General features: G+C 69.8%; 18 protein-coding genes. 16 read left to right on the top strand and 2 right to left on the bottom strand.

Translation table 11 applies throughout. The features are described from left to right. Positions 1-286 precede the first annotated feature (286 nt). Positions 287-673, bottom strand: coding sequence for a hypothetical protein (locus tag E2C06_RS13235; RefSeq protein ID WP_241671257.1), 387 nt, complete (start codon positions 671-673; stop codon positions 287-289). Positions 674-2,068: 1,395 nt separating this feature from the next. Here E2C06_RS13235 and E2C06_RS13240 point away from each other — a divergent pair. From E2C06_RS13240 to E2C06_RS13250, 3 genes are all read left to right on the top strand, one after another. Further along, complete coding sequence (locus E2C06_RS13240) at positions 2,069-3,358, top strand: replication protein RepA (protein WP_165982374.1); 1,290 nt, start codon at positions 2,069-2,071, stop codon at positions 3,356-3,358. 14 nt (positions 3,359-3,372) lie between these two features. After that, the gene (locus E2C06_RS13245; protein ID WP_241671258.1) at positions 3,373-4,542 is read left to right on the top strand and encodes an AAA family ATPase; all 1,170 of its coding nucleotides are present in this window, start codon (positions 3,373-3,375) and stop codon (positions 4,540-4,542) included. 219 nt (positions 4,543-4,761) lie between these two features. Then, positions 4,762-5,637: a ParB/RepB/Spo0J family partition protein gene (locus E2C06_RS13250; protein WP_206664529.1), complete on the top strand. Its 876-nt coding sequence runs from the start codon at positions 4,762-4,764 to the stop codon at positions 5,635-5,637. Positions 5,638-5,917: 280 nt separating this feature from the next. On the opposite strand, the gene E2C06_RS40290 is transcribed toward E2C06_RS13250, so the two are convergent. Then, positions 5,918-6,046, bottom strand: coding sequence for a hypothetical protein (locus E2C06_RS40290; protein WP_277751823.1), 129 nt, complete (start codon positions 6,044-6,046; stop codon positions 5,918-5,920). Between the two features lie 874 nt (positions 6,047-6,920). On the opposite strand from E2C06_RS40290, the gene E2C06_RS13255 reads away from it, so the two are divergent. From E2C06_RS13255 to E2C06_RS13315, 13 genes are read left to right on the top strand one after another with little or no spacing between them, the layout of a single operon-like run. Next, on the top strand, positions 6,921-8,564 hold the full coding sequence (locus E2C06_RS13255; protein ID WP_133289077.1) for a phage tail sheath family protein: 1,644 nt from the start codon (positions 6,921-6,923) through the stop codon (positions 8,562-8,564). Positions 8,565-8,574: 10 nt separating this feature from the next. Next, positions 8,575-9,102 (top strand): phage tail protein, encoded by a 528-nt coding sequence (locus E2C06_RS13260; protein ID WP_133289078.1) that lies wholly within the window; start codon positions 8,575-8,577, stop codon positions 9,100-9,102. 2 nt (positions 9,103-9,104) lie between these two features. Beyond that, entirely contained in the window at positions 9,105-9,827 is a 723-nt protein-coding gene (locus E2C06_RS13265) for a hypothetical protein (RefSeq protein WP_133289079.1), read from the top strand. Next, entirely contained in the window at positions 9,824-10,795 is a 972-nt protein-coding gene (locus E2C06_RS13270) for a hypothetical protein (RefSeq protein ID WP_133289080.1), read from the top strand. Before E2C06_RS13265 ends, E2C06_RS13270 begins: the two co-directional genes overlap by 4 nt. Beyond that, entirely contained in the window at positions 10,792-12,003 is a 1,212-nt protein-coding gene (locus tag E2C06_RS13275) for a DUF4255 domain-containing protein (RefSeq protein WP_133289081.1), read from the top strand. The genes E2C06_RS13270 and E2C06_RS13275 overlap by 4 nt, the downstream gene beginning before the upstream one ends. Further along, on the top strand, positions 12,000-13,931 hold the full coding sequence (locus E2C06_RS40295; RefSeq protein WP_206664530.1) for an ATP-binding protein: 1,932 nt from the start codon (positions 12,000-12,002) through the stop codon (positions 13,929-13,931). The genes E2C06_RS13275 and E2C06_RS40295 overlap by 4 nt, the downstream gene beginning before the upstream one ends. Next, on the top strand, positions 13,928-14,134 hold the full coding sequence (locus tag E2C06_RS13285) for a hypothetical protein (protein ID WP_133289082.1): 207 nt from the start codon (positions 13,928-13,930) through the stop codon (positions 14,132-14,134). Before E2C06_RS40295 ends, E2C06_RS13285 begins: the two co-directional genes overlap by 4 nt. Then, a complete protein-coding gene (locus E2C06_RS13290; protein ID WP_133289083.1) occupies positions 14,131-16,419 on the top strand; it encodes an eCIS core domain-containing protein in 2,289 nt (762 codons plus the stop codon). Before E2C06_RS13285 ends, E2C06_RS13290 begins: the two co-directional genes overlap by 4 nt. Then, the gene (locus E2C06_RS13295; RefSeq protein WP_133289084.1) at positions 16,416-17,066 is read left to right on the top strand and encodes a hypothetical protein; all 651 of its coding nucleotides are present in this window, start codon (positions 16,416-16,418) and stop codon (positions 17,064-17,066) included. The genes E2C06_RS13290 and E2C06_RS13295 overlap by 4 nt, the downstream gene beginning before the upstream one ends. Then, a complete protein-coding gene (locus E2C06_RS13300; protein ID WP_206664531.1) occupies positions 17,063-17,449 on the top strand; it encodes a hypothetical protein in 387 nt (128 codons plus the stop codon). Before E2C06_RS13295 ends, E2C06_RS13300 begins: the two co-directional genes overlap by 4 nt. Before the next feature lie 4 nt (positions 17,450-17,453). Then, a complete protein-coding gene (locus tag E2C06_RS13305) occupies positions 17,454-18,560 on the top strand; it encodes a hypothetical protein (RefSeq protein WP_206664532.1) in 1,107 nt (368 codons plus the stop codon). Beyond that, on the top strand, positions 18,557-19,117 hold the full coding sequence (locus tag E2C06_RS13310) for a phage baseplate assembly protein V (RefSeq protein WP_133289086.1): 561 nt from the start codon (positions 18,557-18,559) through the stop codon (positions 19,115-19,117). The genes E2C06_RS13305 and E2C06_RS13310 overlap by 4 nt, the downstream gene beginning before the upstream one ends. A gap of 14 nt (positions 19,118-19,131) precedes the next feature. Beyond that, complete coding sequence (locus tag E2C06_RS13315; RefSeq protein WP_133289087.1) at positions 19,132-19,449, top strand: hypothetical protein; 318 nt, start codon at positions 19,132-19,134, stop codon at positions 19,447-19,449. Position 19,450 lies beyond the last annotated feature (1 nt).

The following is a 19,450-nucleotide window of genomic DNA, read 5'->3' on the forward strand; positions in this document are numbered from 1 at the left end:
CCCCTGTCCCGCCGCGCTTCTCGCCAAATGTGGCAAGCCTCTCCTGACACGCGGGAAGGGCGGAGAATGCGTGATAGAAGTGCAGCTGATGGAAGTTCAGTTGAGGCATGGCCAATTACGGTCGACACTTGACCCTCCCGCCTTACGCAGCCGCATTGCGGATCTTCGCCAAATCGAGAGTGCCCTTGGCGCCCCAACCCTTTACGTCGGATGGCACCTCGGGCCTGAAGGCCTCGTAAAGCCCAAAGCCGATCCGGTTGAGCTCCTCCGGCTCGTACTGCGCCGCTTAATCCTCTATCGCCTTCTTGACCGCCGGCAGGTGCGCCCCGAAGGCCTTGGTGACATAGGCCTGCACCGGGGCGGCCGGCGCCGGCTTACCCTTCCCTTCCGCCAGCACCACGCTGTCGGCGTCATGGGTCAGGCGGATCTTCTTCCCGAGCAGCTGGGCGCTGTCCTGCGCTCGAGCGGAAGCCGTCGCTTTGGCATCCCTGGTATGGTCCCGCTCCTCGGCGATCCCGAGCCGGCGGGCCTTGGCACGCACCGCAGTGCCCGCCACGGCGCTGGCGAGGCTCAGGGCGGTGTCGAATGGGTGCCCGAGGCGCTGCGCGACCACGGCGGCCCAGAGGGTCAGGACGGGTGCGCGGTTGACCCGGATTGGTGCAGGGGTGGTCATGGCTGAAGGCTAGCCGTCCAGCGCTGCAGTGTCCCCTCCCCTGAAACACGCGGCGACGTAGCGGGCGACCTCGTGGCAGCCAGGGTCGCTGGCGTGGCGGCAGCGGGATGCGGCAAGCAAGCGACACCCTGCCCCCGCATCCCGGCCGAAAGGCTCGCGGCGACGGCTGTAGCCTGCGGTGAAGGAGAACCGGGCCGGCGCCGGTAGGGCACTGGCCGTCGAAGCCGCAGCGCGCAGCATGGCGGAAGGCTGCAGGCTACTCCCGGGCCTCGCGGGGATGCCCGCGAGCCGGCGATTGCAGTGCGGCTGCTGGCCTACGAGGTCGCCCGCAGCCTCGCGGCGGTGGTGCAGGCCGCCGACATTCCCATGATATTCGTCGCCCCCTGCGGCCGTGGAATCCGCAGCATGGGCCCTTCCCATTGAGGTGCAGGTCGAAGTTGCGGATGCCTTCACCCGGGGCGCCCAGGCGCGCCCCGGCTTGTACTCAGGACTCTGCGGCAGGTTCAAGACAGCGGCGGCCTGCGCTATCGGATGGCGGAATTCAACCGATTCTCCAGTGGGTTGTGGGTGAATTGCGACCCTGCAAGTGCCCCAGGAGGAGACACCTGGGCCGAATGCTCGCAGTCCTGGACAGGGTGTCGGGTCCGCGGGCCAAGCCGGTTTCACACCCGGTCCTCCCGGGCCGTCACACCGATCTCGAAGGGTTTTCAGGAGCCGCCCCCGCCGACACGGCACCGGGAAGCCGCAGCGGATCAGCCGTCCGAGCACCGATGATAAAGGTACGCCTGGCGCTCCGGAGGGACTGACCAGGCCATCCCAACCGACAGGATCGGAAGGCCGGGAGGACCACGTCGCGCACCCTAAGGGCTCGAGCGATCTCGCACCGACTCCGTTCGGCAGTCATTCAGGGGCTAGGCACTCCGGGTCCTGCCATCGTGCGCCGGCCACGGCGCGCATCCCGAATGCATGGCGATCCGATGCAGGCCAGTCCGGGCAAACGCTTGGCATGATGGCCCTCCTTACAGGCAGGAGTCGGGCCGCCGATGATAACGGTACACCCGACCCGAGCCGATGATCAGGGTGCGGCCGGCGGATGAACTCGGTACGGGGACTCGGGCCGGATCCGATGACAAAGGTACGCGACTCTGCGCTTCGACCGATGAAAAGGGTACACATACCTAAGACTCAAATTCCTAAGACACTTCCTAAGGCTACCCCGGAACAGTTCAGCCTCGTGTTCAGCCGTACCAAGATCTTCGGTGCGTACCCGCGCCATCGGTCGGCTTTCGCTTTTCCGCGCCTCGACCGAGAAATTGCGCAAGTAGTTCACGCCTGCGCTGAAGTTGTGCTACCTACGCCATGGGATTCGATCCCGAGTCGCATTGGAGGCGCCCCGTGCCGCCACGCCAACCACTGGGTCAGCAGGTTCACGCCGCCCTGGCGCTGAATGATCAGGCCGGTGCGCTGAAACTGGCGACCACGGCCGGCCAGCTCGACTTGTTCGAGCGGGTTCGCCAAGTCGCCGAGGCGGAGCCGGCTCCGAGTTTCCTGCATTCCGCACTCTGCGCCATGAGCCTGCCGGTCCGACGGCCCGCCGACGACCAGAAGCCGATCATCCGCCAAGACGGCCAGTACACCCTGGTTATCACGCCCAAGGCCATCGTCCAGCCCGAGGGTGGGCAAAGCGTGCTGAAGGTGCTCGGGGTGCCGTATGGGTCTCTGCCCCGCCTCATCCTCATCCACATCATGTCCGAGGCGGTGCGCACCAAGTCGCGCCAAGTGCATCTGGGCGACACCTTTACGGATTGGATGCGGCGGATGGGCTTCCGCACGGCCAGCTACGGGCCGCGCGGCTCAGCGACGCTGGTGCGGCAGCAACTCGACCGCCTGCTGGCTTGCGAGTGGATGATCCGTTGGGACAGCGAGAAGGCGGATGGCGGCAGCGACTTTGCCCTGAAGGAGCTCAAGCTGGCGAATGAGTGGGTCGGCACCAATGCCAGCAGAGGCGCCTTCACCCGCGAGATCGTCCTGACCGAGGCCTTCCACGACCACTTGGCCCGCCACGCGGTGCCGCTGAACGAGCACGCCATCCGCCAGATCCGCGACTCCGCCACGGCCCTCGACCTCTACACCTGGCTGGCCTATCGCCTGCCGCGGATCAGCCAGGCAAAGCCGATCTCGATGAACTGGCAGCAGCTGGCCGCGCATTTCGGCAATGAGCAGGCCAACATGCGCAAGTTCCGCCAGACCGTGCGAGAAGCCTGGGAGCACCAGGTTTCCGCCGTCTACCCGGAGGCGCGGGCCGAGTTCGACGCCTCGATCATTCGCCTGCACGCCTCGCCGGCGCCGCTGCAGCAGAAGCTGGTTCAGGGTGCTAGGCTGGCCGTCATCGCAGGCGGCCTGACCGATGATAAGGGTACGCCCCCGCCGATCGCGACTGGATCGGACATCCCTGCCTGCTTCCTCAAGGCGCTCCGGGGCTCGCTGGAACCGTCGCTGGCCAATGTATGGCTAAAGGAAGTGCGGCTGGAGAAGTGGGACGAGGCCTGGGTGCTGACCACCACCAGCAGCTTCAAGGCGGACTACATCCGAGCGCACTTCGCCCAGGCCCTAGAGCGGGCCGCGGAACACGTCGGACTGGCTCACAGGCCGGACGTCCGCATGCGCAAGCCTGATAAATCCTGAATCCGGATCCCGCCGTGCCAGCCAATATCGATATGATCGAGGGCCTCTTCACCCGGTCCCTCAATGTGCTGGGCTCGCTTCGCGGCGAGGCCAAGGAGGGCGTCCGCAAGGGGCCGCATTTCCCGATTACCCGCGCCGCGGAACTGGTGAACCGCACCCCGGCCGCCATCCGCGACGCGGAGAAGGACGGCAAGATTCCGGCGGTGGAGCGCAAGGCATCCGGCCGACGCATCGGCTACTCCCTGGCCGAGGTGAACCACATGCGGGAGGTGTTTAGCACCCGGCCCTGGCGGGCGCCTGGCGACCCGCTTTCGGTAATTGCGGTCCAGAACTTCAAGGGCGGGGTCGGGAAGTCCACGGTGTCCGCCCACCTGGCGCAGTACCTTGCCATCCGGGGGTACCGGGTCTGCCTGATTGACTGTGACAGCCAGGGCTCCAGCACTGCGCTGTTCGGCTATGTGCCCGACCTCGACATCACCGAGGACGAGACGCTGTATCCCTTCTTCCGGCACGCCGAGACCACGAGCCTGGCCTATGCGGTGCGGGAAACCCACTGGGACGGGCTGTACCTGATCCCGGCCAACCTCAAGCTCTACTCGGCGGAGTACGAGCTGGCGGCGCGCATGGCCCGGGCGGATCCCACCTTGCTGAACAGGCTGGGGGAGGGGATCACCTCGATCGGCGACCATTTCGACGTCATTATCCTCGACCCGCCGCCGGCCCTGGGCACCATCTCGCTCTCGGTGATGCGGGCCGCGAATGCGCTGCTGGTGCCGGTGCCGCCCACCGTGGTGGACTTCACCTCGACGACGTCCTTCTTCGCCATGCTCTACGAGACCATGGCCGTCATGGCGGATCGCGACATGCCGGTGGACCTCGCCTGGATGCGCATCCTGGCAACCCGGGCCGATGAGCAGAAGTCGATCCAGACCGAGTTGTTGGGAATGATGCGCTCCCTGTTCGGCGAGACCATGCTGCGCACGGTGCTGAAGGACAGCGCCGAGATCGACAACGCCTCGGCCCGGTTGATGACGGTCTACGAGCTGGAGAAGCCGGTCACCTCGCGCGAGACATACCAGCGTTGCCTGACCTACCTGAACGCGACGAATGCCGAGATCGAGACCCAGATCAGGCTGACCTGGCCAAGCCATCGGGAGTCGCTTAAGGCCATCGGGGTGCTTTGATCCGACGACTTGCAGGCCTGCAAACGGCCAACAACTCTTTGAACTAAAAGGGAAATCGGTGTGTCCACGGGGAACAAGGGCTTTGCGGCCAAGCTGACCGGCGGCGCGGGCGGGGAGGGGGAGGGGGCTTCGAAGCCCACAGCCGCCCGCCTGCCGCCGCGCACCGGCATCCTGCAGGCGCGCGACAACACCCTGGCCCAGATCGCCCGCGGTGCCGCGGTGACGCGCACGCAGGAACTGGTCGATCCCGCCCGCTGCCGCATCTGGGAGCAGCACAACCGTGACTATGCGGCACTGAACACCACGAACTGTGCCGACCTGATCGAGAGCTTCAAAGCGCAGGGCAGGCAGGAGATGCCGGCGATCGTCCGGCGCCTGGCCGGCGACCCGCAGCACGATTTCGAGGTGATCTGCGGCGCCAGGCGGCACTGGACCGCCGCCTGGATGAGGGCGAACAACTACCCCGAATTCCGGTTCCTCATCGAGCCGCGGCAGCTCACGGACGAAGAGGCATTCCGCCTCGCGGACCTCGAGAACCGCAGCCGGCGGGATCTTTCGGATTACGAGCGCGCCTGCGACTACGCCCGGGCGCTGGAGCGGCACTATCTCGGCAGCCAGCAGAGAATGGCGGAGCGGCTGGAAGTGTCGGCCAGCTGGCTGAGCCGATTCCTGGAACTGGCCAAGCTGCCGGACGAAGTGGTGCAGGCCTTTGCCACGCCGGGTGAGCTTCGGATAAGCCACGCCGCGTCGCTTGCCCCGCTGCTCAACGTGCCGGTGAGGCGGAACGCGATCCTGACTGAAGCCAGCGCCGTCGCCGCGGAGCAGGCCCGCTTGCGGGAGGAAGGGAAGCCTGGCCTTTCCGCGGCTGCGGTGGTCGGGCGGCTGGTGAAGTCAAATGCCGCAGCTGCCAGGAAACCCAAGGTCCCCATGGAGTATGTGGTGCGGGCGGACGACGGAGCGGTGTTGCTCAGGGCCGTGCGGGCCGCTCGTGGCGAGGGTGCCCTGACGATTTCCGTTCCGGCCCCGCGGAAGGTGACCACGCACGCATTGATGTCCGCGGTTGAGGAGGCACTGGCCAAGCTGGCTCTGTCCTAGCACCCGCTTCGCACCGTGACCGGGCCGGAGCACGAGGGCAGGGGGGGGGACAGCCGATTTCCTTGCCGGCGTGCATGGACGACCGCGCAGGCCGTCAACCAACCGGGGGCGGCAGCCGCTGCGGGCCGGGCGGCTGGGCCTCAAGCCGGGCCAGGCGCTCCAGGATGGGGCCCAGCGCCTGAGTGACAGCCATCGCGGCGCTGCCCTGCGCCTTGGTGGTAACCACCTCGTCCAGGCTCTCGAGCCGCGCCTCGATCCGGATCCGCCGGTCCCGCAGCTCCTACATCTGGCCGCGAAGTTCTTTGATAGCGGCCTTATTCTCCGCCGCAAGCTCGGCCAGCCTCTTCTCTGCCTCCGTCAGGCGGTGCACCGCCAGCGCGACGGCCTTCAGGTCGTCCCAGATTGCCACCCGCCGTCAGCCCGCCAGGAGCGCCTCGGTCTCGTCGATGTTGCGGTGAATGCGGTCGAGTAGGCTGGCCAGCTCGGCGCGGGCGCTTGCCGAAACCCGGGCTGCGCCCCGTAGGCTTCCCCCGGCCTTCGCGGCAGGTTTCTTCGCCGCTGGGCGCTTGGCCGTCGCCTTCGCAGCGACCTTCCGGCTGGACCGGCTGCCAGGCTTGGAGGATCGAGTGGTCGTGCAGCTCGAGACTGCCAAGGCAAGCCGGAACCGCCCCCGATCACAGCCAAGCCATGATAATTTGGAGGGTGTCGAACCAGCGTGGCGTTTGCGCAGGGCCGAGTAGGGCGGCGAGCCTGCCGCGCATCGAGAATGCTCTCTCTCGCTTGCGGCAAGCCGGCATTATGGCAAGCTGGAATGTGCCTCGACAAACTCCCACAGCGACGCCAAGGGGCAGGGGGAGGGGCATGCGGAGGGGTGGGTAATTAGCTCACCGCAACTTTCTCCTCCGAGGCCGTCTCCTTCTGGCTGAGGCTGGCGGCTGGCGCCGCAGAGGCCGTCGTCCGCCGGCAGACGCGGTTACCGGCGACATCGCGGCAGCGGTCGGCGCGCCCTGCCTGCGGCAGCGCCACGGCCAGATCCGCGCGCGTGTGCCGCGGTATTGCGCACGACGTTCGATCTGCCGCTGTCACCAAAAGGTGATGCAGGTAAATGCACAACGTTGATGAAAAGCCCAGGCAAAACGCGGCAGCCTGAAGGTGAAAATTCGCAATGACGAGCTCGTAACGTCCAGGCCTTCATTATCAGTGCATCACAGAATTTGACTCGACATCTGTGGCTTGTACGAACGACAGGTTTCGCCTTTTGGAATTTAGAATAGGGGGGATAAATGCCGGTCTCGGTCACGTATCCTGGCGTCTATTTTGAGGAACTGCCGAGCTCGGTGCACACGATCGTGCCGGTGCCGACCTCGATCACGGCGATCGTTGGTTTCGCATCGAGCGGCCCCGAGAACGAACCGATCCACGTCTTCAGCCCCGCCGACTATGCGCGGGAATTCCACAGCGACGGCACCATGCCGCTTGATCTCGCGGTGGCGATGTACTTCCAGAATGGTGGCGGCGAGGCGATCGTGGTCCGCGTCGCCGGCGATGCGGCGATGGCGACGGCCGCAGTTGGCAACACGCTCAAGCTGCAGGCGCGCGCCTCGGGCGCCGCGGGCACGAACCTCAAGGTCGTGATCGATCGCCAGGGGCTTTCCGCCACGGAAATACCGACCGCCTATAACCTAACGATCACCACGGTCACCGGGCCGAAGGTGTCGGAGCGCTTTGCGCGGGTTTCCACCGATCCGGACAATGCGCGCGCAGCCGGCAAGCTGCTGCAGGGGTCGCAGCTGGTGTCCGTTCTCCCACCCGCGTCGTCGCCAGCGGCCACGCCCCCCGTCGCCGCACCGGGCGCCGGACCACCGCCAGCGTCGCCGCCCACGCCGGCCCCCACGCCGGCCCCCACCCCGGCACCGGGCGCCGCACCGCCGGCTGCCGCGCCAGCCGCCCCGCCCGACCCTCCGGACGGCGAATACCCTTTCGCCGCGGGGACCCAGACGACGCTGCCCGCCGAGGTTGCGCTGGTCGGCGCTGACGACGGTACCGGCAACCCGACGGGCTTCCATGCGGTCGCCAAACACAACACGTTCTTCAACCTGCTCGTGCTCACGCCGTTGCCGGGGCAGCCTGACGTGTCCACCGCGACGCTCGCCCGGGCCGCCGAGTTCGCGCACCGGCGCCGCGCGATGCTGATCGTCGATGCGCCGGCCACCTGGGATACGGTGGACAAGGCGGCGAAGGGGCGCGACGACCTGTTTGGCCTGTTCGGCACCGATGACCGGACCAATGCTGCCGTCTACTTCCCGCGCCTCGTCGTTCCCGATGGACGTGGTGGGACGATCTCCGGCGTCGGTCCCGCGGCGGCGATCGCCGGGCGCTACGCGGCGACCGACGCGGCGCGCGGCGTGTGGAAGGCGCCAGCCGGGTTCAACGTGCAGTTCAGCGGCGTGGCGGCGCTCACGCTGCGGATGTCGGACGAGGAGAACGGGCGGCTTAACCCGGTCGCGGTGAACTGCCTGCGTACGCTGCCGGTCGCGGGCAACGTGATCTGGGGCGCGCGCACCATGGCAGGGGATGACACTGGTGGGTCGCAGTGGAAATACGTGCCGGTCCGCCGGCTCGCGCTGTTCATCGAGGAGAGCCTGTTCCGCGGCACCCAATGGGTGGTGTTCGAGCCCAACGACGAGCCACTCTGGGCGCAGGTGCGGCTCAATCTCGGGGCTTTCATGCATACGCTGTTCCGGCAGGGCGCATTCCAGGGCACGACCGCCAAGGACGCATATTTCGTCAAATGCGACAAGGACACCAACCCACAGGCTGATATCGACCGCGGCATCCTCAACGTCATCGTCGGCTTCGCGCCGCTGAAACCGGCCGAGTTCGTGATCATCAAAATCCAGCAGATCTCGCCGCAGCTCGAGACGTGAGGAGGCAGCCTTGGCCCAGTTCACCGTGAACCGCCGCTTCGACCCGTACAAGAACTTCAAGTTCCGGGTTAAGTGGGACGGCAACTACGTCGCCGGGATCAGCAAGGTCTCCGGCTTCAAGCGGACGACCGAGGTAGTGAAGCACCGCGAGGGCGGTGACCCCAGCACCAGCCGCAAGTCGCCGGGACGCACCGAGTATGACGCGATCACCCTGGAACGCGGCGTGACGCATGACGCGGAGTTCGAGCGCTGGGCCAACAAGGTCTGGGATTTCGGTGGCGGCGCAGGACAGGAATCCTCGCTCGCGGATTTCCGCAAGGACCTGCTGATCGAGATGCAGAACGAAGCCGGCCAGGTCGTCGTGATCTACAAGATCTTCCGCGCCTGGGTGTCGGAGTACCAGCCGCTGCCCGACCTCGATGCCAATGCCAACGCGGTCGCGCTGCAGCACATCAAGCTGGAGAACGAGGGCTGGGAGCGCGACCCCGACGTGACCGAGCCGACCGAGCCGACCTTCACTGCGCCCGCCGGCGGCTAACCATGCCGCCCCGGCCCGACCGCCTGTTGCGCGCCTGGGAACGCGGCGTCGGGCGTCCGCTGGCGGACGCCGCGCGCCTGGCGCTGGAAGCGCTGTCGCCGGCCGGGACGCCGGTGGCGGCGGCGCTGCATGCGCGGGACGCGGCGCTGCTGCGGGCGCGTATGGCGCTGCGCGGGCCGATGCTGGACGCCGTGGTGCGCTGCCCCCACTGCACTGAGGTCTTCGACCTGACGCTCGATCTTGGTGCGCTGGCGGCTCCGGTAGCACCGGCGGCCCCGGTGACGGTCCGCCTCGGCGGATGGGAAGCGCGGGTGCGGCCGCCGGTGGAACAGGACCTGGAAGCGCTGGAAGGGCTATCACCCGCCGCCTTCGCCGCGGCGCTGTTCCGCCGTTGCGTGGAAGCGGCGACGTGCGACGGCCTGGCGGTGGCCGTCACCGAACTGCCGGCGGAACTGCGTGCGGCGGCGGCGGCGGCGCTGGCGGCGCAGGGCATGGAAGGGCCGGCGGCCGACCTCACCTGTGGCGCCTGTGCCCATGCCTGGCGTGCGCCGCTCGACGTCGCGCGCGTCGTCATCGGCGAATTGGAGGCATGGGCGCGGCGGGAATTGGCCGAGGTACACCGGATCGCCCACGCCTATCACTGGCGGGAGGCCGATATCCTCCGTCTGTCGCCGGTGCGGCGGCGGTTCTACCTGGAAGCCATCGGGCTGGAAGCGCTTCGGTGAGCGACCTGTTCGATCGGGTCGCGGCGCAGGCGCTCGGGCTGCCTTCGGCACTGCGCCCGCGCCCGCGCAGCCGCTTCGAGCCGGAGACGGTCGATGAGCGCGGATTCAGCACCGACCCACCCCATGCCGAGGCGCACGATCTGGACGGCCCCGGGACGGCCGAGCCCGGCACAGGCCTGCCCGATGCGGTCGGCGTCACGGCAGTCCCAGCGGTGCAGGTCGCGGCGGACGCCGCCGCCGCGACGCAGCACGGCCCCACGGGTGCGCCGCCAGCGGTGCGGGTGCAGGACTTGCGCGCAGTCGCCCTGCCGGTCGTCGGAGCAAAGACCGGGGCGGCGCCGGAGCACGGATCACGCCATCCCGATTCCGCCCCGGAGCGAGCCTCGGCCGGAGAAGGCAGCAAGCATCCCCTGATGGCGCAGGATGAGGCGCCAGACCTGCGTCAGGCACCGTCCATGACCTTGCCGGGCGACAGCCCTCTGTCGAACGCCGACGTGGGCCGCAGCCTGGTCCCTAGCACGCCGGTGCGCCCCACGGCAGGCTTGGCTGCCCCAGCGCGGCAAGCGGTCCGCCAAGACCCGCCCGGCGGCCCGCACGGCGCGGCAATCGCGCCGCCAACCCGCGCCGAGACCCGATATTCCGGGGTGGCCGAAAGCGCGCCGGGTGACCGCTCTGCCGAGCCGCCCCGACCCGTGCCAAGCCTACCGCCTGGCGCGCCTGTGGTCGCGCCCGCCTCCCATTTCGCGCTGCCGCCCGGCCGGGCAGCGGCAAGCCTGCCGGGGCGGGACGAGGCGGCGCCGCGGTCGCCGGACGCCTTGCCACAGGCCGCGCTGCCGTCCGCGGTCGAGATCACCATCGGTCGCCTGGAGATCCGCGCCGATCCCGCACCCGCTGCCCGGCCGGCCAAGCTCTTGGCACCGCATCTCAACCTCGCCGCCTGGCGCGCGCAACGAGAGCGCGACGGATGAGTAGCCCACTGGCCGTCGCCGCCGTCACCGCGACGCTGCGGCGCCTGCTCGACCGGGCGCTGGCGGCGCAGGCGGAGAGCCTGCCCGTGACGGACCTCGACAACGTGGCCGTGACTATGCAGCCGCTCGACCGTGCGCGCGACCCAGCGGCGACCGGGAACCAGGTGAACCTGTTCCTCTACTTGGTTGCGCCGAATGCGGCCTGGCGCAACCAGGACATGCCCGGCCACAGCCGCCCCGGCGAGATTGCCGCCGCGCCGCTGGCGCTGAACCTCTATTACCTGCTCAGCGCCTATGGGATGGAGAACGACGCGAGTGGGCCGTTCAGCCACATGCTGCTCGGCCATGCGATGAGCGCCCTGCATGACCACCCGCTGCTCGGCGCGGAGGAGATCGCCGCGGCGCTGCCGGCCAGCGACCTGGGCCATCAGATCGAGCGCGTGCGGATCACGCTGCAACCGCTCTCCATCGAGGAGATCTCGAAGATCTGGGCGGGGTTCCAGATGCAGTACCGGCTCTCGGTCGCCTACGAGGCCGCGGTGGTGCTGATCGACAGCCGTCGCCCGCTGCGTGCCGCGCCGCCGGTGCTGCGGCGCGGGGCGGGCGGGACCGGCTTCGATTCGACGGCCGCGCTGCGCAGCGCCTGGCCGCGGCTGGACAGCCTGGCGCCGGCACGGCCGGTGCGGCCCGGCGAAACGGTGCGCGCCCGCGGCAGCGGGCTGGGGACAGGGACGATTACCGCCCGCTTCGCGCCGCTGCTTGGCGGCGCACCCCTGGAGGTGCCGGCCGCGCGGGATGCGGCGAGCGGCGAGGTGCTGGTCGCCGTGCCGGCCGATGGCAGCCTGCCCGCCGGGCCCTGCATGCTGAGTCTGGCGGTGGACGGTGCTCGCCGGACCACCGAGTTGCCGCTGCTGCTGGCCCCGCGCATCGTGACCCCCATGCCGGCGACCGCCGCGGCCGGGCTGCTGACGCTCACCGTCGTGACACCGGTGCGGGTGGGCCAGCGCGTGGCCTTGATCCTCAGCGACCGCGAGGTGCCGGCGGCGCAGGTGGCGGGCGATACGCTGCGCTTCGACCTCGCTGGGGTGGCGCCCGGCGACTACCCGGTGCGGCTGCGGGTGGACGGGGTGGACAGCTTGGCGCTGCGCGACCCGGATGCCGCGCTGCTGGAGGTCGATCCGACCCAGATGGTCACGGTGCCGCCGTGACCGACGCTGCGTGGCACAAAGACAACACGCATTTCGTTGGCGCCATGGTGCGAGCGGTGCGCGAGCACCTCGCCGCGATCGCCGTCGGCCCGACCACGAATGTGCCGGATGCGGAGTCGGACACCTGGCTGGATTGGCCCGATCCACACCCTGGTGCGCCTATCCCTGCACTGCTGCGCTTGCGCGCCGCCTTCGGGCTCACCGGGTTCGAGGTCGCGGTGCTGGCGCTCTGCGTCGCGCATGAACTCGACGCCGCTATCGGGCCGCTCTGCGCCGGGGCGGCCGGCGACCCGGAGCGTGCCTGGCCAAGCTTTGCGCTGGCGCTGCGCGCCTTTCCCGGCGCGGATTGGGAAGCGGTGGCGGCAACCGGTCGGTTGCGCGCTTGGCAATTGGTGGCGGCGGAGCGCCGGTTTGGTGAGCCATTGCTGCTCGCCGCGCTGCGCTGCGACGAGCGCGTGCTGGATTTCGTCAAGGGGCTGAACCGGCTCGACGCGCGGCTGGCGCCGATGGTGGACGCCATTGCGGCACCGGACGGTGAGCTGCCCGACCCCGCGGCCGCGGCGGCATTGCTGCGGCTGTGGGAGGACGGCCGGCATGCCGGGCTGGTTTCTGGCGGTGAGCCGGCGCTGCGGCTGGACATCGTCGCCGCCGTGGCCCGGACGACGGGGCGTGCCGCGTTCCGTATCGACGCCGAGGTCCTGCCGACCTCGCCGGACGCCTGCGAGGCGCTGGCACGGCTGTGGACGCGCGAGGCGGTGCTGCTGCCGCTCGTGCTGGTAGTGACGGCCGGGGGCGAGGAGGCGGCCACGGTGCGGCGCTTCGTCGATCGGCTGGCACTGCCCTGCGCCGTCTGCACGGATTCGCCGGCGCCACGCGAGCTGGCGACCCTGCCGACGATCCTGGTGACGCCGCCCGACGGTGCGGCCCAGGAACACGCCTGGCGGGTGGCGCTGGGCCCCGGGCGGGAAGCGCTGGTGGCGCGCGTGGCAGGCACCTTCGACCTTCCGCAGGCGGAGATCTTCCGGATCGCCGCGACCGCGCCGCCGGGGGAGGAGGCGGCCTGGCGGCACTGCGTGACCGCGATGCGGCCGGGGCTCGACGCCCTGGCGCAGCGTATCGAGCCGCGCCTCGGCTGGGATGACCTGGTGCTGCCGCCGGAGCAGCGCGGCGTGCTGCGGCAAATCGCCGACCAGGTTCGGCAGCGACGGCGCGTGCATGATGATTGGGGATATGCCGCGCGACTGAGCCGCGGGCTTGGCGTCACCGCGCTGTTTGCTGGCGACAGCGGCACCGGCAAGACCATGGCGGCCGAGGTCCTGGCGGCGGAGCTCGGCCTGAACCTCTACCGCATCGATCTCTCGGCCGTAGTGAGCAAGTACATCGGCGAGACCGAGAAGAACCTGCGGCGTCTGTTCGACGCGGCCGAGCGGGGCGGCGCGGTGCTGCTGTTCGATGAGGCCGACGCGCTGTTCGGCAAGCGGACCGAGGTAAAGGACAGCCACGACCGCTACGCCAACATCGAGGTGAACTACCTGCTGCAGCGGATCGAGAGCTTTGCCGGGCTGGCGATCCTGGCCACCAACTTCAAGGCGGCGCTGGACAGCGGTTTCCTGCGGCGGCTGCGCTTCGTGGTGCGCTTTCCGTATCCCGGCCCGGCCGAGCGCGCGGCGCTGTGGCGCGGCGCCTTCCCCACGGCGGTGCCGTGCGAGCCGCTGGATTTCGCGCGGCTGGCCGGGTTCAACCTGACCGGCGGGCACATCGTGACCGCCGCGCTGAACGCCGCCTTCCTCGCCGCCGCAGAGGACGCGCCGGTGGCGATGCGGCATGTGCTGCAGGCCGCCCGCGCCGAGTTGGTGAAGCTGAACCGCCCGATCCTGGCGGCCGATTTCGCGCTGCCCACGGACTTGCCCGCGAGGGCCGCGGAATGACGCTGCGGGTGCATATCGAGCGACTTGTCGTCGACGCGCGCGCCTTGCCGGCGGCGCAGGTGCAGGCGTTCCGCGCGGCGCTTGCGGCAGAACTCGCCGGCGGCGGTCGGCGCGGCGACCGGGCCGGCCCACCCGCCGACCCCGTGGCGAGACTGGCCGGCCGTACCGCCGACGCGATCCGCCGGCGCATGGCGCGGCCATGAACCATACCCGCCTCGATCGGCCCCGGCTGCCCGGTGTCGTCCGCCCACCCCTCCCGGCCGGGCTGCGGGAGGCCGCTTCGCATGGTGGGGAGGCGCTGCCCCCGCGGGTCCAGGCGGAAATGACGGCGCGGTTCGGTTATGACTTCAGCGGGGTTCGCGTGCATGCGGACGATCGCAGCGCCGTATCGACCGCCGCCGTCGGCGCCCGCGCCTATGCCTACGGCGCCGATCTGGTCTTCGCGCGCGGGCAATACGCGCCGGACCGCCCTGAGGGCGTCCGGGTGCTGGCGCATGAGCTGGCGCATGTGGTGCAGCAATCGCGCGGCGGGTCGAGTTCAATACATGGCGGGCTCGAGCGTGAGGCGGAGGCCGCGGCCGAGGCGGTGGCGCGCGGAACGCCGCACGTGGCGGTGGCGGGTGCGAGCGGGCCCGTGCTCGCGGCCATGCCGGCCGCGGCCGCGCCGAAAATCGGGACCAACTTCGAGGGTGCCACGACCATCGTCGTGGAACTGCCGGGCGGCAGAGGCACTCCCGGCCGGGCAGACCATGAAAAGGTGTTCCGCAGCCTGTTGCCGCCGAACGTCGTCGAGGACACCGCGCGTTGGCACGCCGCCCATGCGGTCGGCCAAGGTGTTGGCATCGAGGTGAGGGAGGGCATCCTGCTGGCCCCGAGCGGCGTGAACCTGTCCATCCAGGGCGCGCTGGAACGGCAGATCAGCCGCATCCGTGCCGACCTGCCGGAAGGCTGGACGCTGTTCCTGCAAATCGAGACCGGTGCCCACCCCGAGGTCGGTACGCGTCCGGGCAATGTATTCCTGAAGTTCATCAACTACGAGCTCGTGGTGATGAATCCTGGCGGATCGCGCCGGCGCGCGCTGAGCGCCAGCGTCATGGTCACGGACGACCTGCAGCGTCCGGCCGTGCACGTGAGTGTCGAATCCTCCCTGGGCAACGAGGCAAGCCGCCACTATCCCGATGCCTTCAATGCGCAGAAGCAGCGGTGGACCCCCGCCGATAAGCAACGGCCCATGCAACGGCCGACCGAGGGCTACAGCTACACGGCCACGGCCGGTACGCTCAGGCGCGGCAAGAGCAACCCGGAAGTCTCGCGGCGTCCTGCGCTGCCCACCGCCGGCACATCGGTCCAGGCTGACGAAGCGGTCGGCCCGGCAAGCGCCGTGAGCACGCCGGCCACGGCGCCGGCCCGCCCTGGGCCGATCCCGGCAACCCCGCCACCTCAGCCAGTCCTGCCTGCGCCAGTTCCACCGGGTCCCACCAGCCGGTCGGCGCAGGCGGCACAGAAGCCGCCGACCTCGCCGCCGCCGCTTCGGGCGACCGGCCCGCAATTCGCCGGCCCGAGCAACGTCGCCGACGAGGCATACCAGAAGGCCGAGGCAAAAGGTGCAGGTGCGGTCCTGGCGCTGCAGGTGGTCGGCTCTGTTCTGACCGACCTTGGCAACGCCACGCAGCAGCGCGACGCGGAGTCCGCCTTCTATGCCAAGCTGCCCGAAATCACGCGGATGTTGCAGGCCAATCCCGGCATGGGAGTGATGGTTGAGTACGTCTTCCGTCGCCCCGATCCGATGCCGGAATCCGTGATCCAGCCAGGCGACCAGTTCCAGTTCATCACTTTCGACGTCGCCGCTTCGGTGCGTGATGTGAAGCCCGGGATCTATGCCGTGCAGCAGGGAATGGAATTGCGGATCCGCCGGCGCTGGCTCCCGCCGCTCCGCCCGGCCTCCGGGGAAGCCGCCACCGCTGGCAACCGCACAGTGCTCGCCGTGGCAAAGCCGGGTGACCTCGACGCTCTGATCGGCCAGCTGCGTCATCGGGGCATGACCGCAACCGACGTGGCGCTTGCCTTCATGGCGGCGCGGAGGGATTTCGGGGGCGTACACATCGATGTCGGCGACCTCTCGCTTGAACTGCCGCAGCCGCTCTACGACCAGGTACTGCTCCGCCTGCAGCAAGCCGCCGCAGCGGCACTCGGGCACAGCCTGGACACGCTCGAAGCCCAGCTGCGTAACATTCGCTCCGAGTACATCAGGCTTTTCGGCGAGGGATGGCTTGCAAAGCGGTGGCATGACCGCGATTTCGACCTGCCGGCGCCCACCCTGATCGACCACGCGGCGAGCTACGCCCGATCGTCGCGCGAGGCGCTCGGCAAGCTGGATCTCAATTTCAGCCGCAGCCAGCTCCGCACCGCCCGCGAGTTCGTCAACCAGGTCGAGTCCGTTCTCTACAGGTACCTGAACGGGCGGCCCCCACCCTGGGAGGACACATGACCGGGCTCGCCACCTCGCCGCGCGTTCTGAAGGGCGGACTCGTGCTGCTCGATCCGGCGACCGGCGTGCCGGTCCAGGTGATCACCTTCCAGTACAACCCCGACATGCTCACCCGCTCGCTGCAGGTGCAGGGCATGGGCGATGCCGCCGACCGTACCGAGGCGCTGCGCCTGAAGGGGCCGGCGGTGGAGACGATCCGCGTCGAGGCCGAACTCGACCTGACCGACGCGCTGGAGACGGGCGACGCGGTCGCGCTGGCGTCCGGGCTGCATCCACAACTCGCGGCGCTAGAAGCCATGATCCAGCCCACCTCGCGCACCCTGCAGACCAATGACGACCTCGCCCGCATCGGCACGCTGGAGATCGTGCCGGCGGAGGCGCCGCTGGCGGTGTTCGTCTGGGGACGCGGCCGCGTGGTGCCGGTGCGGGTGACCGAGTTCTCGGTCACCGAGGAAGCCTTCGACACCGCGCTCAACCCGATCCGCGCCAAGGCGACGCTCGGTCTGCGCGTGCTGACCATAAACGATGTCGGCTTCGGCCACCGCGCGGGGATGCTGTTCATGGCGCATCTTCGGGCGCGTGAACAGCAGGCCGGGCTGGCGCGGACCGGCGGGCTCGGGGCGATGGGCGTGGAGGGGCTGCTGTGACCGACGCCGCCGCCCCCGCCTCGCCGCTGCTCGCGGCGCTGCTGGCCCGCACCGGCGGCGCGCCGCTGCTGCCGGCGAACAGCCGCTACCAGGGCGTGCCGCTGCGGGAACGCACCGCGCCGGACGGGACCGTCACCGCCTACCTCGCCCGCCGTTTCGTGCCGCAGCCCGCAAGCCTTGCCGAGGTGGATGGCCACGTCATGGTGGCCGGCGAGCGGCTCGACCTGGTGGCGGCGCGCCGGCTCGGCGATCCGTTGATCGCCTGGCGCATCGCCGATGCGAACGGCGCGCTGGACCCGGCCGAGTTGGAGCGCGCCGGGCGGCGGCTGCGCCTGACGCTGCCCGAAGGCGTGCCGGGCGGGGCGGGGCCGCAGGATGCTTAAGGGCGTGCACCTGACCATGATGATGGGGCCGGTCGTGCCGGTGCCGGTCCCGCAGGTGGTGACGGACGCGCTGCATGAGGCGACGGTGGAGGTCGGGGAAGACCGCACCACCTTCCAGGTCAGCTTCCGGCTGGGCAAGCGTTCGGCGCTGCAGACGCTGTTCCTGCTGACCGGCGGCGTGCCGCTGCCGCTGCGCGCGGTGCTGATCGCGACGCTGAACGGGCTGCCGACTGTGCTGGTGGACGGTCTGGTGCTGAACCAGCAGGTCTCCCCGGGCGGTGACGGCGCAGGTTCGGTCCTGACGCTGAGCGGCGAGGATCTCAGTGCAGCGATGAACCTGCAGGAGTTCACCGGCCTGCCCTACCCGGCGATGACGGTGGAGGCACAGGTCGCGGTCATCCTGGCGAAATACGCCGTGCTCGGCATCGTACCGATGGTGATCCCGACACCCTTCCCGGATGTCCCGCTGCCCACCGAGCGGATCCCGCTGCATGCCGGCACCGACCTCGCGCATCTGCGGGAGCGGGCGCGCTGGGTCGGCTACACCTTCCACATGCTCTCGCCGGCGCCGCTGGTGAACGTCGCCTATTGGGGGCCGAAGCTGCGCATCGGACCGCCGCAGCCGGCGCTCAACACCGACATGGATGCCTACACCAACGTCTCCTCGCTGCATTTCGGTTTCGAGAACCGCGACCGCGAGCAGCCGGTGCTGCAGGTGCAGATCCCCAACACGACGCGCTGGATGCCGGTGCCGCTGCCCGACGTGTCGCTGCTCAACCCGCCACTCGGGCTGGTCGAGCCGCTGCCGTCGAAGGTGACCTTCGTCTCGGGCACCGGTGGGCTGACGCCGGTGCAGGTGGCGCTGTACGGCCTGGCCAACGCGGCCGGGTCGCTCGACAGCACGACCGCGGACGGCACGCTCGACGTGACGCGCTACGGCAGCATCCTGCAGGCGCGGTCCCTAGTCGGCGTGCGCGGGGCGGGGCTGGCGTTCGACGGGCTGTATTTCGTCAGCCGCGTCGGCCACCGCATCCGCCGCGGCGACTACACGCAGGACTTCCATCTCGTGCGCAACGGCCTCGTCTCGACCGTCCCGGTGGTGATGTCATGACCCAGAAGAAGCACTATGGCAAGCACCGGGGCAGCGTGCTGAACAACGTCGACCCGCTGAACCGCGGCCGCATCCTGGCGCAGGTCGCCTCGGTGTCGGGCCTCTTGCCCACGAGCTGGTGCGAGCCCTGCCTGCCGCTGGCCGGCATCCAGTCCGGCACCTGGTTTGTGCCGCAGATCGGCGCCGGCGTTTGGATCGAGTTCGAGGATGGCGACATCGCGCGGCCGATCTGGACCGGCTGCTTCTGGGGCAGCGCGGCCGAGGTCCCGGCCCTGGCGCTGGCCGGCCTGCCGGCCAGCCCAAGCATCGTCCTGCAGACCAGCGGGCAGTCCACCCTGATGCTGAGCGACGTGCCGGGCGCGCTCGGCGGCGTGCTGCTGCAGGCGCGGACCGGGGCGATCTCGATCAGCGAGGCGGGCATCACCCTGGTGAGCGGTGCCGCGATGATCTCGGTCACGCCCGGCGCCATCACCATCAGCAACGGCACCGGCGCGAGCGTCGTGCTCGGGCCGGGGCAGCAGGTGGCGCTGAACCTCGAAGCCTTGGTGGTGACGTAGGGGAGGACGGGCGGATGCCGGGACCGTTGCTGCATCTGGGCGCCACGGTGCTGTGCGGGCATGCCGGGCAGGCGACGCCGGCCGCGCCGAACCCACGGGTGCGCCTGTCGGGCCAGCCGGTGGTGACGGCGCTGTCGCCCTATCTGATCGCCGGCTGTCCGCTGCCGCCGGTCGCCGGCGGGCCTTGCGTGAGCGGCCTGTTCACGGTGGCCGCGACACGGGTCTTCGCGTCGGGCGCGCCGGTGCTGCTGCTGTCCGGCACCGGCACCTGCGTGCCGACCGGCGTACCGCTGGTGCCGGTCGCGGCGCAGCCGCGCGTGCGCGGGCTGTAGC

Origin of the sequence: Dankookia rubra (assembly GCF_004355005.1) — a bacterium.
GTDB classification, from domain to species: domain Bacteria; phylum Pseudomonadota; class Alphaproteobacteria; order Acetobacterales; family Acetobacteraceae; genus Paracraurococcus; species Paracraurococcus ruber_A.

Coding starts and splice junctions, on each gene's coding strand:
- E2C06_RS13285 (WP_133289082.1), top strand. CDS start 13,928: ATGACGCTGCGGGTGCATATCGAGCGACTTGTCGTCGACGCGCGCGCC.
- E2C06_RS13235 (WP_241671257.1), bottom strand. CDS start 673: ATGACCACCCCTGCACCAATCCGGGTCAACCGCGCACCCGTCCTGACC.
- E2C06_RS13275 (WP_133289081.1), top strand. CDS start 10,792: ATGAGTAGCCCACTGGCCGTCGCCGCCGTCACCGCGACGCTGCGGCGC.
- E2C06_RS13255 (WP_133289077.1), top strand. CDS start 6,921: ATGCCGGTCTCGGTCACGTATCCTGGCGTCTATTTTGAGGAACTGCCG.
- E2C06_RS13290 (WP_133289083.1), top strand. CDS start 14,131: ATGAACCATACCCGCCTCGATCGGCCCCGGCTGCCCGGTGTCGTCCGC.
- E2C06_RS13310 (WP_133289086.1), top strand. CDS start 18,557: ATGACCCAGAAGAAGCACTATGGCAAGCACCGGGGCAGCGTGCTGAAC.
- E2C06_RS13315 (WP_133289087.1), top strand. CDS start 19,132: ATGCCGGGACCGTTGCTGCATCTGGGCGCCACGGTGCTGTGCGGGCAT.
- E2C06_RS13295 (WP_133289084.1), top strand. CDS start 16,416: ATGACCGGGCTCGCCACCTCGCCGCGCGTTCTGAAGGGCGGACTCGTG.
- E2C06_RS13265 (WP_133289079.1), top strand. CDS start 9,105: ATGCCGCCCCGGCCCGACCGCCTGTTGCGCGCCTGGGAACGCGGCGTC.